This is a genomic window from Bacillus sp. XB1 (assembly GCF_053557995.1).
The window spans coordinates 572,518-589,191 of sequence record NZ_JBNRIL010000001.1 but is presented as its reverse complement, the minus strand read 5'-3'; the positions used below and the strand labels follow the sequence as shown (position 1 = coordinate 589,191).

Genomic DNA, 16,674 nt, shown 5'->3' with positions numbered 1-16,674 from the left:
TCGTTTTTAAATGAATATTAATGTGTAAAAAATACATATTCTTTTGTTCTAAGTTCATACACTTCTAGCAAATCGATACGGAATTTTCTGATTTTAAAACTAATATGAAATAAAGGAGAATAAAAAGAAAAACTATTATCAATCTATCAATTGAAAATAATACTTAGCAAGAGTTTATCATCTTAACTCCAAGTGTATTCGTTTTGCTTCAAAATAAAGAACTTGAATAAATTTTTTCGTATCAATACGAGCAGGTAATGTTGGTTCATTATTCAATTCTGTCATCTTTCTCCTTACGGTAGTAAAATCAAAAAATCTAGAAGCATAATTTTCGAACTTCGGGTTTAAAAAATCAGTAAGTCCAAGGGATGCTAAATGGTTTAATGATTGATAAATTGCTCTCCGAATCCGTTGTTTGGAAGCTTCTATGAACCTTTTTAATTCGGCATCTTCAGCTGAATCCCCAAGTTTTTTTTGAGCCAAATTCATAAAAATCTCTTTTAGTGAGGGAAAGCCTTGTTCCAACGTGTTATCTTGTTCATATTTATATAAATAATCTAGCATATCCATCAAATCTTTACTTCCACTTTCACTGGCTATTCCTAATTCAGACAAAAGAAAATGAATGGAATTTTGAAAATGATTAAAAGTATTTAAATGTTTTTCATTACGGTATTTTTCTTGCGTACTTGAATTACTATCTAATTTTAGTACCATATTAAGCGATTCTTGAATGTTTTTTATCGATTTTTCCAAACGAATTCGTTCAATGACTTTCCGAACAACTGTTAATACTTCAATCCGGTTAATTGGCTTAATAATATAGTATTCAACACCAAGCGAATAAGCTTCAGCAATTAATTCTTTTGATTCTACTTGAGAGACCATGATGATTTTCCCTTTAAACGAAGGTTTTATTTGACGGATTGTTTTTATTCCATCTTGAATCGGCATTAACAAATCGATAAATAAAATGTCTATATTTTTAAGGATTAGCATTTGTTGCTCTAAAGATAAACCATCCTCAGCTTCTCCTATAACCTCCCCAAGATCTTCATCCTCGATAATTTGAGCCAACATTGAGCGAACCGCTTTTTCATCATCTACTATATAAAAATACATAGAATCACCCTTTCGAAATTATATGATCAATCCCTAATCTAATTATAAAAATTGATCCTTTTCCTTCGGTTCTGTCCTCAAGCGTAACATCACCTTCAAGTTGTTCGACCATTTCTTTAACATACGATAATCCGATACCTGTCGATGGGTTGCCTAAATCATCATATTTAGAAGTAAACCCAGGCTCAAAAATTGAATCTTTATATTTTGAAGAAATACCAGGACCATTATCGCCTATTTGAAATTCAACAAAATGGTGGTCTTTATTAATGTCAATTGTGATGGTTCCCATACCTTGGATAGCTTCTACAGCGTTTGTAACGATATTATTTATAATAGATAAGATTGTGTAAATATGATAATGAGAATGCACACCATCAATTTTATACACAAATTGGATGTCTTTCTCTAGCAACCGTGCATATTTCGTATTTGCCCGTATAATGATATTTACTAGTTCATGTACAGACATATAATCTGTAAAACTTTCATCAGAAATTAGTTTTGAAAGTCCCGCAAAAATACGTTGGTTATCCTTTTTAACGTCATGGACCTCACCAGCAATTTGTAATGCCTGTTGCCTTAAATCCCCAAACTGAAAATCCATCTGTTTGTGCTCAAAAGAGTCTAAGGTTTTATATAAATCATAGGATTTTTTTGTTATATTCTCAGCATCTTGTAATGTTTTCTTTAAATGAACAGCATCTTCATATAAATTAGAGATAAGCATGAGCATGTGTTCATTTTGCTTCTTTATATGTCTCTCCCTTGATTGCGCTTCATACAATTTCATCATATTGAAAAAGCTTAGAACTATAAAACTATGGGAACATGCGATAACAATAATCTCATTTATTGCCTCGGATGTGATCGATGTTTTTAATACGAAATATTGAATCATTAATTCCACACAGTCTGACAGTATTTCAATCATGCAACCAATAAAACCAATCATTAGTGGTTGATGATAAAAACGTTTGATTTTTGCTAAATGAAAGAGATACGAATAAGTAAAATAAAAGAAAAAACTAGGATAGTGAGTATGAAAAGCGGCTAGCCAATCCATATTTCCCTTTATAATGACATCCATTGAGATACGAAATACTACCACGACTATCGCTGTTAAAAAACCCGGTAAAAATGCTGGAATTCGTCGAAACAATAACAAAAAAAAGAAAAATGTTGGTGCGCCAAAGCTCATTCTAAATGTTTCATTTAAAGGAAATGACTTTATTTCACCTACTAAGGGTACTGTAAGTATCATTAAAACGAGAATATAGATGTCTTTTTTTACTAAATTACTAAGATTCAAAATAATCACTTCTCACTTTCGCCTAACAGTCAGTATACAAACCTATTTGCATTAATACAATACTTACTCTATTTTTTTCAAAAACTGATAAATAAGATGTAAACGAAAGCATTATAGATTGTGAGTATTCATTACACCCTTCTACTTTAGAAAGATACTTTATAACTCAAAAATGTTCAGACACAATATAAGGTCTGAACACTTTTGGACTCGCTCTAACACCAAAATATCTGTGCTCCTTTTTAAAATATACTTAAATCCCATTCTTTTGCAATATGTTCTAACAACATAATTCCTGGTAAACTATTCCCATATTCATCAATGGCTGGTCCGTAAATACCAATACCACATCCATCTTGGAACGATAAATCCTTCCTAGATTTTGAGGGAACAAGTGTCATAATTCCACCGGATACCCCACTCTTAGCTGGTAATCCAATGAAAGCAGCAAATTTTCCAGAAGCATTGTACATTCCACAAGTTAGCATTAAAGCTTTTGTTAACCTAGCTACTTCTTTAGGGAGCACTTGTTCTTTGCGAATAGGATGATATCCATCATGTGCTAGTATAAGCCCTATTAAGGCAATATCTTCTGTATTTATTTCAATCGAACATTGTTTTAAGTAAACCTCTAGTGTCTCCTCCACATCTGATTCTAGAAAACCATTCTCCTTTAAATAGTATGCTAATGCTCTATTACGATGAGCCGTTTCCCATTCTGATTGAAATACTATTTCATTAATAGCGGGACGCTTCTCTATCATTTTTTCAATTAATACGTATAGAGATTCTAATTTTTCTTGCACCGATGTCCCTGGCAAAAGTGAAGCTATCGTAATCGCTCCAGCATTGATCATAGGATTAAAAGGTTTTCCTGGTTTATGTATCTCTAAACGAATAATTGAATTAAAGGCATCTCCAGTTGGCTCTACGTCAACTCGTTCTAATACATAAGAAATACCGCGACTTAAACAAGCGGCTATAAAACCGATTACTTTTGATATACTTTGTAATGTGAAAGGTATCTCCCAATCTCCTGATTTTATCATTGTTCCATCTGGCTTTACTATACAAATACCTAACTGCGATACATTTATTTCCCCCAGAGCAGGAATATAACTGGCGCTTCGTCCCTTAGCTGCATACGCTCGATAATGAGCTACCCATTGATCTAAACAAACTTTTTCTTGACCCTCAACTTGAACGCTAGAATCCTTTATCATTTAATCATATTCCCCCGTACTATTAACTTTATATAGAATGATTTTTTCTTTACTATAATCAATAATATTTGCACTAGAACCAAGAAAAATATTCAGACATATTGCAGTCTGAATATCCTTCTTATTACACACTTTTCTTTTTTGAAGTTTTCTCATAACTATCCCAACATTCAATATTTTCAAGCCCTTTAATGTTTTCTTTATAAAAAATAGGATCTTTACCAGCTTTTTTCTGGTTTATATAATCTTGTAACGCCGCAAATGCTACTTTTGAAAGTAAGGTAATAGCAATTAAATTAATAATAACCATAAAGCCCATAAATAAGTCCGCTAAATCCCATACAATTTGAACCTTTGCAACAGAACCAAATACAATCATAGCCAACACACTTATTCTGTATATCATTAACCACACTTTACTTGTATGTAAGAAGCGAATATTTGTTTCACCATAATAATAGTTGCCAATTAACGCACCAAATCCAAATAAAAAAACAAAGATAGCAAGACAACCCGATGCCCAAGGACCTATGTGTTCACTTAATGCTGCTTGTGTAAGTGCAATACCATTTAACCCCGGTTGTTTATATGCATCAGACAGCAAAATAATAAAGGCAGTGCTAGTACAAATGATCAGTGTATCCGTTAATACACCAAATGCTTGAATCAGTCCTTGTTTCACCGGATGACTTGTTGTTGCTGTTGCGGCAACGTTTGGTGCACTTCCCATACCAGCTTCATTTGAAAATAAACCACGTTTAACTCCATTCATAAGTGCTGCACCAATTGAACCGCCTGCTATTTGTTGAAAACCAAATGCGTTTTGAACAATAAGAGAAAGAACTTCCGGCATTTTTGATATGTTGGTAACTACAACAAATAATGCAACTCCAATGTATAATACTGCTAAAAATACCACCTTGTATTCAGCCATTTTTGCAATACGTTGTACACCACCAAAAATAATCGCAGCGAAAGCAATAGCCATGATTATCCCAACTGTTAGACGATCTGTACCAAATGAGTTTTGAAAAGCAATTGTAACTGTATTTGATTGTACTGAATTGAATACAAGACCAAAAGTAATTGTGATTAAAATAGAGAATAATACTCCCATCCAACGTTTATTCAACCCTTTTTCCATATAATAGGATGGACCACCGCGGAAACCAGTTTTATCTTTTACTTTATATATCTGTGCTAATGTGCTTTCGACAAAACTGGAGGCCGAGCTAATAATAGAAATAATCCACATCCAAAATACAGCTCCAGGACCACCTAATGCAATTGCAATCGCAATTCCTGTGATATTCCCTGTTCCAACGCGGGCTGCCATACCAATACAAAACGCTTGAAAAGGAGAGATTTGATCTTTAGAACCACTTTTCCCCTCCATTAATACACGGACCATTTCTTTTAACATTCGAAACTGTACAAAATTCAATTTAAATGTAAAATAAATTCCGCAAATAACAAGCATAATAATTAACAATTTAGACCATAAAAAATCATTTGTTGATCCGACTAACTCTACAAAAAATCTTTCCATATTATCACTCCATACCAAAAATTTATCTATCATAATCTATATAAAATCACCTATATTCCTTGGCATAAATACCTCATTCATATTCAAATACAACAAGGATAAAAATTTTCTATATTAATAGAATTGGCCTGTTTAAACAAACATCGCAACACGCAACCTCAAAACTGAATTTTCTAAAAACTTACCATTTATACACACGATGCTCTATCCCCTTCTGCAAAACTAATATTCTTATCCACTAATGTTGTTGTACTATTATGTTTGTTTCGTTTACCGGTGATTTACATTTAAATCATAATAATCAATAGTGATTAACTGGTTTTTTGTTAATTTTCTTAAGAACATGGAAATATCTCCTTTCTTACTACTAATCTCAAAAATAGGCTAGGTAAAAATTTCACGAAAAATCTATAAAGCGCTTTCAATCTTTAACTAAGAGAAGCTTGTCTTTAATTTATAATTAAAAGTACAGAATGTTACGAAAAAGTACAGATTTTTATAAAAACAAAAAAATATTTTAAGATTTTTCATCTAAAAAAACAGTGAGATTTTGTGAATTTTATACAGTATCCAAACGTCGCAGATTTTGTTCTATCTATCCTTTGACAAGCCTCTATTTTCTTCATAAAAACATGCATATTTTTTCTCTTTTAGAAGTTCATATAAAGTATTTGAAATCAAGAATCAACGGAATATTATAAGAATATTTAAAAAATAAAACATTTAATTTATTTATGGTATCATACAAAAAACATTTGTTTTCTCAATTAATCCCCCTAGTTGGATTCGTCTATATTGCACATATTTACAACATGAAAGACACTAAGAAAAAAGGATTTTGTTGAAGGGATGAAACATTACAAAACTCTTATTTAGGACCTTATGTCATCCTCTTTTCTAGCAATATCGAGTTATCCCAAAAACGTATATTTACTAACATAGATTACAGGTGGTGTATTGTGAAAGAAATAGTATTCGTTCAAAATAAAAAAAGACTCCTTATGAAATTCGAATTTTTAAAAAAGGATTTAGTACTTACCATTTCACTGATACTAGCAATTGTAAGCTGCTTAATACATTCGCCAAAGATCGAATATATTAACTTTGAAGTGTTAATTAGCTTATTTAATCTAATGGTGGCCATTAAGGCCTTGGAACAGCTAAAGATATTAGACAAACTTGCCGTTGCGATTTTAAATAAATGCAATAACAGCAGGTCAATATCTATTATTCTAATTTTGTTATGCTTTATTTGCTCCATGTTTGTAACAAATGATGTTGCTCTCCTCACTTTTGTACCAATAACACTTGTCATTAGTAAAAAAACACAAATGAACATGATGGATACAATCATCCTGCAGACAATTGCGGCAAACATCGGTAGTAGCTTGATGCCTATGGGAAACCCACAAAATTTATACCTATATTCTTACTATGGAATTAAGCTCATCCCATTTTTAGGTTCAATCCTGCTTTTAGCTGTACTTGGAATTAGTTTGTTATTTATATTTACTCAAAAACTTCAAAAAACAGATTTGAAAATAGAACTACCTGTTATTACCGTGAAAAATCGAAAAAAAGCTACCGTCTGGATTTTGATACTTATTACTATCATTGCATCTATTTTTGGTGTTATTAATTATTACATTGCGCTAATAGTCACACTGATAGCAGCATTTACGTTAGATAGAAACTTACTATTTAAGATTGATTACTTTCTTCTAATAACCTTTGTCTGTTTTTTTATTTTTATCGGAAACATTTCCCATTCCGATGCACTGGGGACATTTGCTCGCGCTAATTTAAGAGGAGATACTTCAGTCTTCTTTAGTTCCATATTTTTGAGTCAATTGATTAGCAATTTTCCTACTTCAATTCTTCTATCAAACTTTACTTCTGATTGGAAAGCTTTATTACTAGGAGTAAATATTGGAGGGCTTGGAACAATTATCGCATCTTTAGCCAGTGTAATCTCCTATAAACTATTCATTCAGGCCAATGTTAAAGAGAGTAAGGCATATTTAATTAAATTTAGCATTTACAACTTTGCATTTTTAATCATACTTACATGTATACAATACTTTATCTTTAAATTTCTAAAAATTTTTTAAAAAATTGATTCCTTTAGAAAAACCCAAATTTCTCAGCATTAAATTGAGAAATTTGGGTTTTAATATAGGTATGTTCACTATTTTGAGATGTTCCCAAAGCGAAACTCTTTTAGCTTTTACGTTATTTATTAGAATTCGGTTCATTTTTTATGCACTCAGTTATATAATAAATGACTGAATTTATAGGGTAATAACTTTCAATTAATAATAGAAATATAGCTTATTACAATGTTATTTCATTTTTGAAGTCCTCTTCACAAAATCCTTAATGTCCCTCAAATTTTTCCCGCTAATATTATCTTTGATGGTTAAATTTAGTTCAATTTCTAATTTTGCAAATACTGCTCCTACACAATTATAGATACTTAATCCCTCTATACTCTTTCAAGCGGTAATCCATTCCGATGGAAATTACAAATGACAAAATTTATCCGTTTTTCCTACTTGCTAAATTCAGCAAGTAGAATGTTTTTAAAAACTTCCGGGTTATTAAGGTTTAAACTGTTCGAATTGATAGCGAGTGTATGTTTACCTCCAAGTGTTCCACCAGCAAAAGTGGAAAACCCTGGAACGGCCCCCCTGTGTCCCCATACCGAGACACCGTTCGGAAGCTTAATTTCAAGTATTCCAAGACCATATCCGGTTCCCTCTCTATTTGTAGGAACTGTAGTAAGCATTTGTTTTAACTGCTGTTCCTTCAGTAATTTGCCACCTAGTAAGCAAGAGAAGAATTTGTTTAAGTCGTCAGCAGTAGAAATCATATCTCCATCCGAGCTACCTGGGTTAATATAAGTAACATCTTTTAGCTCACTCGCTCCGTCTAGTTGCAAATAGCCACGGGCATGCTTGGTGCCTGGAATCACGCTTGAATTACCAGGTAGAAATGTATTTGACAAATCAAGCGGTTCAATAATCCGATTTTCAACCTCTTCCGCATAGCTGTTTCCTGTTACTTTTTCAATAAGGATTCCTAGTATTACATATCCTGTATTTGAATAAGACCAACCCTTTCCTGGGGCAAAGTCTGGGGGAAGTGAAATCCCCATCTTTACAAATTCTTCAGCCGTATACGATTTTTTTATATCCGTAATATCAAAGTCTTTTGAATTTATATAGTCAGCAATACCACTTGTATGATTCAATATTTGCCGGATCGTAATCTGGTTACCATCATATCCGTTTCCTTGAATAACACCAGGTAACCATTTTTCAATGGAGTCGTCTAGATTCAAACGGTTCTCTCCAGATAATTGAAGTAGAACTGTTGCAATGAACGTTTTCGTCACACTGCCAATGCGAAAGCGAAAATCTGCTTTCATTGGTTTCTTAGTTTTCAGATCCGCTACCCCAGCACTATAACTCCAAGTTTTATCCCCCTTAGAAATTTTAGCGAGTATTCCTGGGTATCCAAGTTGCAGTTCATCTCGCATTGCTTTCTTAACGGAAGTACGATCGCTTTGCGTACTTGTTTGTAACGAACTAGATACATTTTGCGTAGATTCTGCTTTTACAACTGATGTTTGTGTTATGTATAACAGGGAACTTCCACCTATTAAAAGTGCTAGACTTGCACATGTAATTTTACTGCGTGTTTTCATAAAAAATTCCTCTCTTCTATTAAAATTGTATAGATAGTTGATAGCAGTGTCATATACGAGCCACACAGCTATCCATTCTCTCAATGATGAAAAGGCAACAATACATTTGTAATCATTGTACTCATTATTTTCACAAAACACTCTTGTTACTAATTGTTATATATATGCCGTACTTATCCCCCCTTCACGCCTCCTTATATTTTTATCCTACACAATGAAAATCTCTTTTTCCTTACCTATCCCTTACAAATTCCTTACATTCAAAATCACTTGTACACTAGGGTTGAAGTAGCATCTGTGCCCGAAAACGCAAAAAAATAGATTACCTGCACACGAAAAAGTATAGTGCACAGGTAATCTATTTGTTTTTAAGATTAACAAAAACCTAATTTATCTTTTGAATTCTTCCATCAATAATAGACTGAATTGGTTCTTTTGATTTTTTTATATAATCTACTAATGCTTCAAAATCAGTTGGTCCTGTTTCAGCATCTTTACCGTTTTTAAAAGATACAAATCCATCTCCCCCTGAAGCTAGAAATGCGTTAGCAACGACGCTGTAAGTTTTAGAAGGAATAATTTCTTCTCCATTCGTTAAGCGAATACTTGTTACTTTTTCTCCATTGGGCTTGTTGGCATCCCAAGTGTATTGGATTCCTGAAATTTGAAGCATTCTTGTTATGTCTTTTTGCCATTGTTGATTTAAAATATCACGAATGTCTTGACCTGTTAAATTTACTTTTATTAATTGATTTCCGAATGGTTGAATACCATATATCTCTCCCCATGTAATATCACCAGCATCTAAGTCATTACGAATACCACCAGGATTCATAAGTGCAATTTGGGATTGCATTGTTGTACGCTGAGCATCAGCAACTAAATTTCCAAGAGTAGATTCACCAGCCGTATTGAGTTTGCGATCTAGTGGCGCAATAGACTTACCTACAACTTCATTAACAAGAGGTGCGATTTTTGCTTGATATTTCTCCATCTTCTTCTTTATTTTTTTATCAGGCTCTATGCCTTCATGATAAGTTGTAACAATTTCTGCTTTTTTCTCAACAATATCTTGTGTTTTACGATCAATCTTTACATCAACATCAGCAAAAGCCATACCATATGAATTTGCTTGTACGACAAGTTTATTATTAACAGTTCCATTTACATAAGTGTGGCTATGGCCACCAAAAATAACATCGACTTCTGGATCAGTCTCATTTGCTAATCGGACGATATCACCATTTGTTACGCCGTTCCCATCTGTTATACCTCCGTTATGTGCAAGAACAACGATAGATTTAACGCCTAGTTTTTTTAATTGCTTTACGGATTTGTTAATAGCTTCAACTTCATCTGTAATTTCTACATTCTTTAGCATAGTAGGCATAACAAGGTTAGGAACATCCGTTGTTACGACTCCGATAAATCCAACAGGAACTCCTTGTACCTTTTTTATAGTGAATGGTGGTAAAAATAAACGACCGGTGGATTTATTATAGAAATTTGCAGCAACATATGGGAATTTTGCCCCTTTAAAATTTCCTGTTTTCTCATGGTATCCACCATAAATAAGGCGGTTCATTTCTTCAACACCTTCATCAAATTCATGATTCCCTATCGTTCCAACATCGAATTTCAAATCATTTAGAAATTCAATCGTAGGTTCGTCTTGTAATAATGCTGAAACAGGAGTACTTGCTCCAACAACATCTCCAGCATGTACCTTTAATGTATTCGGATTTTGTTTTTCACGATCACGTAAATAAGCCCCTAAGTACTCAATTCCCCCTGCATCTTTATTGTTAATTTTTTTTACAGTGTCTAGTTGCCCATGAAAATCGTTAATACCGAGCATTTGTACATCTATGTAGCGGTTTGATTCTGTACTTGCTTGGGCTGAAGGCATAGCAAATACACTAGTAAAAGTAACTGTACTTAATGCTAAAGCAACTGGAATGATTTTTTTCAACATAAAATTTCTCTCCCCTAATTAAAATCTGACATAATACGATGTTATTTTAATATATTAAGAGAATTATTTCTATAAAAATTCAACTAATTATAAAAATTAATAAGATTTTATTGTTTTCTGACAAAACATTTCTTTATTTTGAGGATTATTCAAAATATTATCTTGATAGTAATATAACAATACTTCTAAGAAATCTAAAAAACTCTAATCAATATATTTTAGCTGTTAAGAAGAGTATTCAATCCAAAATTAATGGAGATTTATCAACCTAACATCTCAATATCACCATTAAAAAGATGCTCCTGGATTTATCCAAGAGCATCTTTTATAAAGCTTTATTTTTTTACTTGTTTATAATTTATTAATTAACAATTATATAGTTGTAATCAGTCCTTTAAAAATAATAGGAGTGCTTCATTAAATTCTTTGGCATGCGTTGCATTTAGCCCATGTGGACCACCCTTTATTAACGTTACTTTAGAATTAGGAATTGCTTCATGTGTTAATTTCCCACTATATTCATATGGTACAGTTGCATCAGAATCACCGTGAATAATAAGAGTAGGTATATTAAACTTCTCCAAGTCTTTTCTAAAATCAGTCTTACTAAAGGCGGTAATACAATCAAGTGTTCCTTTAGGTGATGCACTGGCTGCAATATCCCAATTATATAAACGGAATGGCTCACTAACTAAATCTGTTCGATTACCAGCTGCGAAAAATCCCTTAGTAAATTCATCAAGAAATGCAAGGCGGTCATTAATCACACCACTTTTGAACGCTTCAATTGTTGCATCATCTAATGCCCCTTCAGGATGATCCTCTGATTTGTATAAATATGGCGGTACTGCTCCAGCAAAAACAGCCTTTTCAATACGATCTGTTCCATACGTACTAATATACCGGGCTACTTCGCCTCCACCCATAGAAAAACCAACAAGTGTGACATTTTGAAGCTCTAAATGTTCTAATAGTTGATGTAAATCAGAAGTAAAGGTATCATATTCATACCCTTCCCACGGCTGAGATGATTTTCCAAATCCTCGACGATCATATGTTATAACTCTGTATCCAGCCTCAACAAGAGCGGGAACTTGGTATTCCCAAGATCGACCACTTAACGGCCAACCATGAATTAGTACAACTGGTTTTCCTGTGCCATAATCCTCATAATATATCTCAATTGGTTCTTGATTTTCAGTTCCTACAGTAATTTTAGCCATGCTTCTACCTCCAAAAAATATTCTAATATGTATCCTTTTCTTCAATAATCCGGATGAATGTCATAACCTATTCATGCACGTTTATGTTGTGAACTCTAAGTATGAAACTCTATTGTTCCAATGCATTCATTTTCTCCTTTTGGAACAATCCCCCCTCTAATACCTTTTTCATCATAAAATAATTACTGAACATTACTCCTATTCAATTGTAATAACAAAAATAGGTGACTATCAATATTGTTCTATCTATAGGATGTATAGGTGAAACCAATCTATTTTATAGTGAAAACAACTATAGTTACGACCTATACGAATTATAGATAATTTAGAATTGATTAACGAATCAGTTTTCAAATACTATAAAATTGTATAGCACTTCATGTTCTGTGAATGCTGCTATAACCAATATTATTGGTCAGCTTAGTTATAAACGAAGAAACTTATGATAGTATCCGACTATTTAAACTTTCTTCGATTACTTAATTTTTAGGAGGAATACATAATGACTGATCTCTATTCTCGTATTAACAAAGATGATGCTGTTGTGCTTTTAGTAGATCATCAAACTGGTCTTATGTCCGGACTAGTACGTGACTATGGTGTTGATGAATTCAAGAACAATGTTTTAGCTCTTGCTCATACTGCTAAGTTTTTTGATTTACCAGTTATTTTAACAACAAGTTTCGAAAACGGGCCTAATGGACCTTTAATGCAAGAATTGGTTGATCTCTTTCCTCATGCACCAAAAATAGCTCGACCTGGACAAATTAACGCATGGGATAATGATGATTTTGTAAAAGCAATCGAAGAAACTGGAAAAAAACAACTTATCATCGCAGGCGTAGTTACGGACGTTTGTGTTGCTTTCCCGGCACTTTCCGCTATAAAAGCTGGATATGAAGTATTTGCTGTTACGGATGCTTCAGGAACTTTCAGTAAACAAATTGCAGATGCTGCCAATACTCGTATGGCACATAGTGGTGTGCAACTTATGAACTGGTTTAGCGTAGCTTGCGAATTACAACGCGATTGGCGCAACGATGTCGAAGGTTTTGGCAATTTGCTTGCTAGCAATCTTCCAGGCTATCAAAATATAATTGGAAGCTATAGGGGAGCTCAGCGAGATCTTAGTAAACAAAATGCATAAAGTGAAACTTTAATCAGTGGGGGTTTTGTTCATCCCCCACTGATTATTAGTTGAACCAATCGGGCTTTTACAGGCAGTTGATCCCCCACCTAACTTCTTTGCTTCCGCTGAATTTTGAGGTGGGGGTCTTACTGCCCGTTAATGCGGGATAAATGTATTTCAAAGAAATAGCTTTAAATCACTTTCAAAAAAATGGATAGTATACATTTAGTGCTGATTAAATCAGCACTCTCTTTTAATTTAAAAGGTATAGCAAAAATTTTATTTTTACGATTACAATTTTAAACAATTAAAAAAGGAGCGTTTTATTATGAGTAATTTAGAATTGTTAAATCCGGAGAACAGTGCATTAATTTTGATTGATTTTCAACCTCAAATGACTTTTGGAGTTGCAAGTATTGATAGACAAACATTGATTAATAACGTTATGCTACTTGCTAAATCAGCAAAAACTTTTAACGTACCTACTATTCTTACTACAGTTGAGACACGCAGCTTTTCTGGTTATTTTTGGCCACAAATTCTTGATATATTCCCAAACCATGAAATTATAGAACGCAGTTCAATGAACTCTTGGGAAGATCCAAAATTTGTTGAAGCAGTTAAAGCAACAGGTAGAAAGAAATTAATATTTGCAGCACTTTGGACTGAAGTTTGCCTTGCATTCCCTGTGCTTGAAGCAATGAAAGCTGGCTATGAAGTGTATGCAGTTGATGATGCTTCAGGTGGTACTAGTCTGACAGCACATAACGCTGCTATGCGTCGTGTAGAACAAGCTGGTGCAATTCCAGTGACAGCAATTCAAGTTTTACTTGAATACCAACGTGACTGGGCACACAAAGACACTTATGATGCTGTAATGGAAATTGTAAAGGAGCACACTGGCGCTTATGGTCAAGGAGTAGAATACGCATATACTATGGTGCACGGCGCGCTTCCAAGCAGGAAAATATGAAACAAGAAGGAGTAGCTGTCGAAGAGACTTATACAGGGAACACGATGGATGCTGCTGATCCAGTAACAACGATTGTTACATGGGAAATTCAACAAGGTAAAGAAAAACAGTTTGAAACATGGAGACATGAAATCGAAGCTGCCGCTACTAAATTCCCAGGGCATTTAGGTGTAAATCTAATAGTCCCAAATAACGAATCGAGAGAGTATACTGTTATTTTTCGCTTTGATACGTATGAGCATCTACGTGCTTGGCAAGAATCAGACATTCGCCGGGATTTGTTAAAAACGGCAGAACAATTTCAAGTTACTAATCCGAGTTACAAAACTGAAAGTAGTTTGGCTTATTGGTTTGTTACTCCGAAAACGCCAGTTCCACCGCCAAAATGGAAAATGTCTATCGTTACCCTTTTGGGTGTATGGCCTCTTAGCATGTTAGTTCCTAAAGTGATAGGACCTATTATAAAACATATGAATCCTATTATGTCGGCCTTTTTTGTTTCAGTATGTATAGTGTCCTTGCTATCATGGGTAGTCATGCCGATTTTCGGTAAATTATTTCATCCATGGTTACAAAATAATAGAAAGTAGACGAGGTGTGAACATGAATTTACCGGATATGATCTTATATAACGGAAAAATTACTACCCTTGACCCTTCTCAGCCTGAGGTATCTGCTATCGCCATAACTGATGGTTTAGTCACTGCAGTAGGTGGAGATGAGCTTCTTAATAGTGCCACGGAAAAAACAAAGAAAATAGACCTTAAAAGAAAGAGAGCTATTCCAGGCCTGAATGACTCTCATATACACGTTATTCGTGGTGGTCTGCATTATAATATGGAATTACGTTGGGAAGGCGTGCCATCACTTTTTATTGCTCTAGAAATGCTCAAAGAACAGGCAAGGCGTACACCTGCTCCTCAGTGGGTAAGGGTAGTTGGAGGTTGGTCTGAATTTCAATTTAAAGAGAGACGGTTGCCAACTTTGGAAGAAATTAATGCCGTTTCTGAAGACACTCCTGTATTTGTGCTACATCTTTACGATAGAGCACTGGTAAATCGTGCTGGGCTGCATGCACTGGGATATACAAAAGATACACCAGACCCTCCAGGCTGCTTAATTGAGCGGGATAAACGAGGTAATCCAACGGGCCTTTTAATTGCGAATCCTAACGCTTCTATTCTTTATTCAAGTTTGGGTAAAGCACCAGCACTTAATTTTGACGACCAGATTAATTCAACTCGCCATTTTATGCGCGAATTAAATAGATTAGGTATTACAAGTGCTATTGACGCAGGTGGTGGATTCCAAAATTATCCTGATGATTACAAAGTTGTTGAACATTTAGCCGAGAAGGAACAATTAACTTTGCGTATTGCTTATAATCTATTTACGCAAAATCCAAATCATGAATATGAAGACTTTGCTTCATGGGCAAAAATTGTTTCTCCAGGTCAAGGAACTGATAAGTATAAAATGAATGGTGCCGGAGAGATGTTAGTATTCTCAGCAGCCGATTTTGAAAAATTTCAAATGCCACGGCCTGAACTAGCTACGATGATGGAAGCTGACTTAAAGAAAGTAATTTCTCTATTGGTGGAAAACCGTTGGCCCTTCCGTTTACATGCAACTTACGATGAGTCAATCACACGTTTCTTAAATGTATTCGAGGAAGTTAACAGTGAAATTCCTTTTAATGGTCTACGATGGTGGTTTGATCATGCAGAAACAATCTCAGATCGTAGCATGGAACGTGTTAAGGCTTTAAATGGCGGTATTGCCATCCAAGACCGCATGGCTTTTCAAGGTGAATACTTTGTTGATTTATACGGAAAGGAAGCTGCAAAGCGTACTCCTCCGATTTATCGTATGTTAGACCTTGGTATACCTGTTGGCGCCGGTAGTGATGCAACTAGAGTTTCCAGCTATAACCCTTGGGTCGCTCTTTATTGGATGGTTGCCGGAAAAACCATTGGTGGACTTTCGATATACGATGAAAAAAATAAACTGGATAGAAAAGTAGCCCTGGAATTATATTCAAAAGGAAGTGCGTGGTTCTCTGGTGATGAAGGTAAAAAAGGAACCCTTGCAGTAGGTCAGTTTGCTGATCTTGCTGTATTGTCTGCTGACTACTTTACTGTGCCAGAAGAAGAAATCAAAAACCTTGAATCATTACTCACAATTATGGGCGGACAGGTTGTGTATGGAAATGATGAATTTAAAAATTTATCACCTGAATTGCCGCCAGCATCACCTGACTGGTCACCGACGGGAGTTTATGGTTATGGCGGTGCTAACCTAGCCAACACTATACTTTCTCACGATGCCCATGATAACAAGTTACATAGTTGCAGTAACCCTCTCCATCAACACACTCATACCGTAATAGGAAAAGATGGAACTACATGGGGTATTGGTTGTACTTGCTTTGCTTTCTAAGCTAAAACCACCGGTATAAT

The 16,674-nt window shown here is 34.4% G+C and carries 12 protein-coding genes; 5 read left to right on the top strand and 7 right to left on the bottom strand.

Features of this window, described 5'->3' with window-relative positions; all coding sequences use genetic code 11:
- Positions 1–177: 177 nt before the first annotated feature.
- From ACK1U5_RS02880 to ACK1U5_RS02865, 4 genes are all read right to left on the bottom strand, one after another.
- Entirely contained in the window at positions 178–1,122 is a 945-nt protein-coding gene (locus tag ACK1U5_RS02880) for a response regulator (RefSeq protein ID WP_044584615.1), read from the bottom strand.
- Between the two features lie 4 nt (positions 1,123–1,126).
- On the bottom strand, positions 1,127–2,443 hold the full coding sequence (locus ACK1U5_RS02875) for a sensor histidine kinase (protein WP_000584794.1): 1,317 nt from the start codon (positions 2,441–2,443) through the stop codon (positions 1,127–1,129).
- A gap of 233 nt (positions 2,444–2,676) precedes the next feature.
- A complete protein-coding gene (gene glsA / locus ACK1U5_RS02870) occupies positions 2,677–3,657 on the bottom strand; it encodes a glutaminase GlsA (RefSeq protein WP_000588648.1) in 981 nt (326 codons plus the stop codon).
- Between the two features lie 124 nt (positions 3,658–3,781).
- Positions 3,782–5,206 carry an alanine/glycine:cation symporter family protein gene (locus ACK1U5_RS02865; protein ID WP_087875537.1) on the bottom strand — a complete coding sequence of 475 codons (1,425 nt, stop codon included), beginning with the start codon at positions 5,204–5,206 and terminating at the stop codon, positions 3,782–3,784.
- 959 nt (positions 5,207–6,165) lie between these two features.
- Between ACK1U5_RS02865 and ACK1U5_RS02860 the strand changes: the two genes are divergently transcribed.
- A complete protein-coding gene (locus tag ACK1U5_RS02860; RefSeq protein WP_000659286.1) occupies positions 6,166–7,317 on the top strand; it encodes an anion transporter in 1,152 nt (383 codons plus the stop codon).
- Between the two features lie 440 nt (positions 7,318–7,757).
- Here ACK1U5_RS02860 and ACK1U5_RS02855 read toward each other — a convergent pair whose 3' ends face one another.
- The 3 genes from ACK1U5_RS02855 to ACK1U5_RS02845 all read right to left on the bottom strand — a co-directional run bounded on the left by ACK1U5_RS02855 (position 7,758) and on the right by ACK1U5_RS02845 (position 12,113).
- Positions 7,758–8,915 (bottom strand): serine hydrolase domain-containing protein, encoded by a 1,158-nt coding sequence (locus ACK1U5_RS02855; protein WP_087875538.1) that lies wholly within the window; start codon positions 8,913–8,915, stop codon positions 7,758–7,760.
- 385 nt (positions 8,916–9,300) lie between these two features.
- Positions 9,301–10,890: a bifunctional metallophosphatase/5'-nucleotidase gene (locus ACK1U5_RS02850; protein ID WP_000913791.1), complete on the bottom strand. Its 1,590-nt coding sequence runs from the start codon at positions 10,888–10,890 to the stop codon at positions 9,301–9,303.
- Positions 10,891–11,276: 386 nt separating this feature from the next.
- A complete protein-coding gene (locus tag ACK1U5_RS02845; RefSeq protein ID WP_087875539.1) occupies positions 11,277–12,113 on the bottom strand; it encodes a bromoperoxidase in 837 nt (278 codons plus the stop codon).
- A 502-nt stretch (positions 12,114–12,615) separates the two neighbouring features.
- On the opposite strand from ACK1U5_RS02845, the gene ycaC reads away from it, so the two are divergent.
- The 4 genes from ycaC to ACK1U5_RS02825 all read left to right on the top strand — a co-directional run bounded on the left by ycaC (position 12,616) and on the right by ACK1U5_RS02825 (position 16,654).
- Positions 12,616–13,260, top strand: coding sequence for an isochorismate family cysteine hydrolase YcaC (gene ycaC, locus ACK1U5_RS02840; RefSeq protein ID WP_274415584.1), 645 nt, complete (start codon positions 12,616–12,618; stop codon positions 13,258–13,260).
- A gap of 310 nt (positions 13,261–13,570) precedes the next feature.
- Positions 13,571–14,215, top strand: a complete 645-nt coding sequence (locus ACK1U5_RS02835; protein WP_000067163.1) for a hydrolase — start codon at positions 13,571–13,573, stop codon at positions 14,213–14,215.
- Complete coding sequence (locus tag ACK1U5_RS02830; protein ID WP_000806851.1) at positions 14,212–14,805, top strand: antibiotic biosynthesis monooxygenase; 594 nt, start codon at positions 14,212–14,214, stop codon at positions 14,803–14,805. The genes ACK1U5_RS02835 and ACK1U5_RS02830 overlap by 4 nt, the downstream gene beginning before the upstream one ends.
- A gap of 13 nt (positions 14,806–14,818) precedes the next feature.
- Positions 14,819–16,654: an amidohydrolase gene (locus tag ACK1U5_RS02825; RefSeq protein ID WP_070756681.1), complete on the top strand. Its 1,836-nt coding sequence runs from the start codon at positions 14,819–14,821 to the stop codon at positions 16,652–16,654.
- Positions 16,655–16,674: the final 20 nt, after the last annotated feature.

Excerpts from the sequence above, each read along its gene's own strand:
- ACK1U5_RS02850 (WP_000913791.1), bottom strand. The coding sequence starts at position 10,890 with ATGTTGAAAAAAATCATTCCAGTTGCTTTAGCATTAAGTACAGTTACT.
- ACK1U5_RS02830 (WP_000806851.1), top strand. The coding sequence starts at position 14,212 with ATGAAACAAGAAGGAGTAGCTGTCGAAGAGACTTATACAGGGAACACG.
- ACK1U5_RS02825 (WP_070756681.1), top strand. The coding sequence starts at position 14,819 with ATGAATTTACCGGATATGATCTTATATAACGGAAAAATTACTACCCTT.
- ACK1U5_RS02855 (WP_087875538.1), bottom strand. The coding sequence starts at position 8,915 with ATGAAAACACGCAGTAAAATTACATGTGCAAGTCTAGCACTTTTAATA.
- ACK1U5_RS02880 (WP_044584615.1), bottom strand. The coding sequence starts at position 1,122 with ATGTATTTTTATATAGTAGATGATGAAAAAGCGGTTCGCTCAATGTTG.
- ACK1U5_RS02845 (WP_087875539.1), bottom strand. The coding sequence starts at position 12,113 with ATGGCTAAAATTACTGTAGGAACTGAAAATCAAGAACCAATTGAGATA.
- ACK1U5_RS02835 (WP_000067163.1), top strand. The coding sequence starts at position 13,571 with ATGAGTAATTTAGAATTGTTAAATCCGGAGAACAGTGCATTAATTTTG.
- ycaC (WP_274415584.1), top strand. The coding sequence starts at position 12,616 with ATGACTGATCTCTATTCTCGTATTAACAAAGATGATGCTGTTGTGCTT.
- glsA (WP_000588648.1), bottom strand. The coding sequence starts at position 3,657 with ATGATAAAGGATTCTAGCGTTCAAGTTGAGGGTCAAGAAAAAGTTTGT.
- ACK1U5_RS02865 (WP_087875537.1), bottom strand. The coding sequence starts at position 5,206 with ATGGAAAGATTTTTTGTAGAGTTAGTCGGATCAACAAATGATTTTTTA.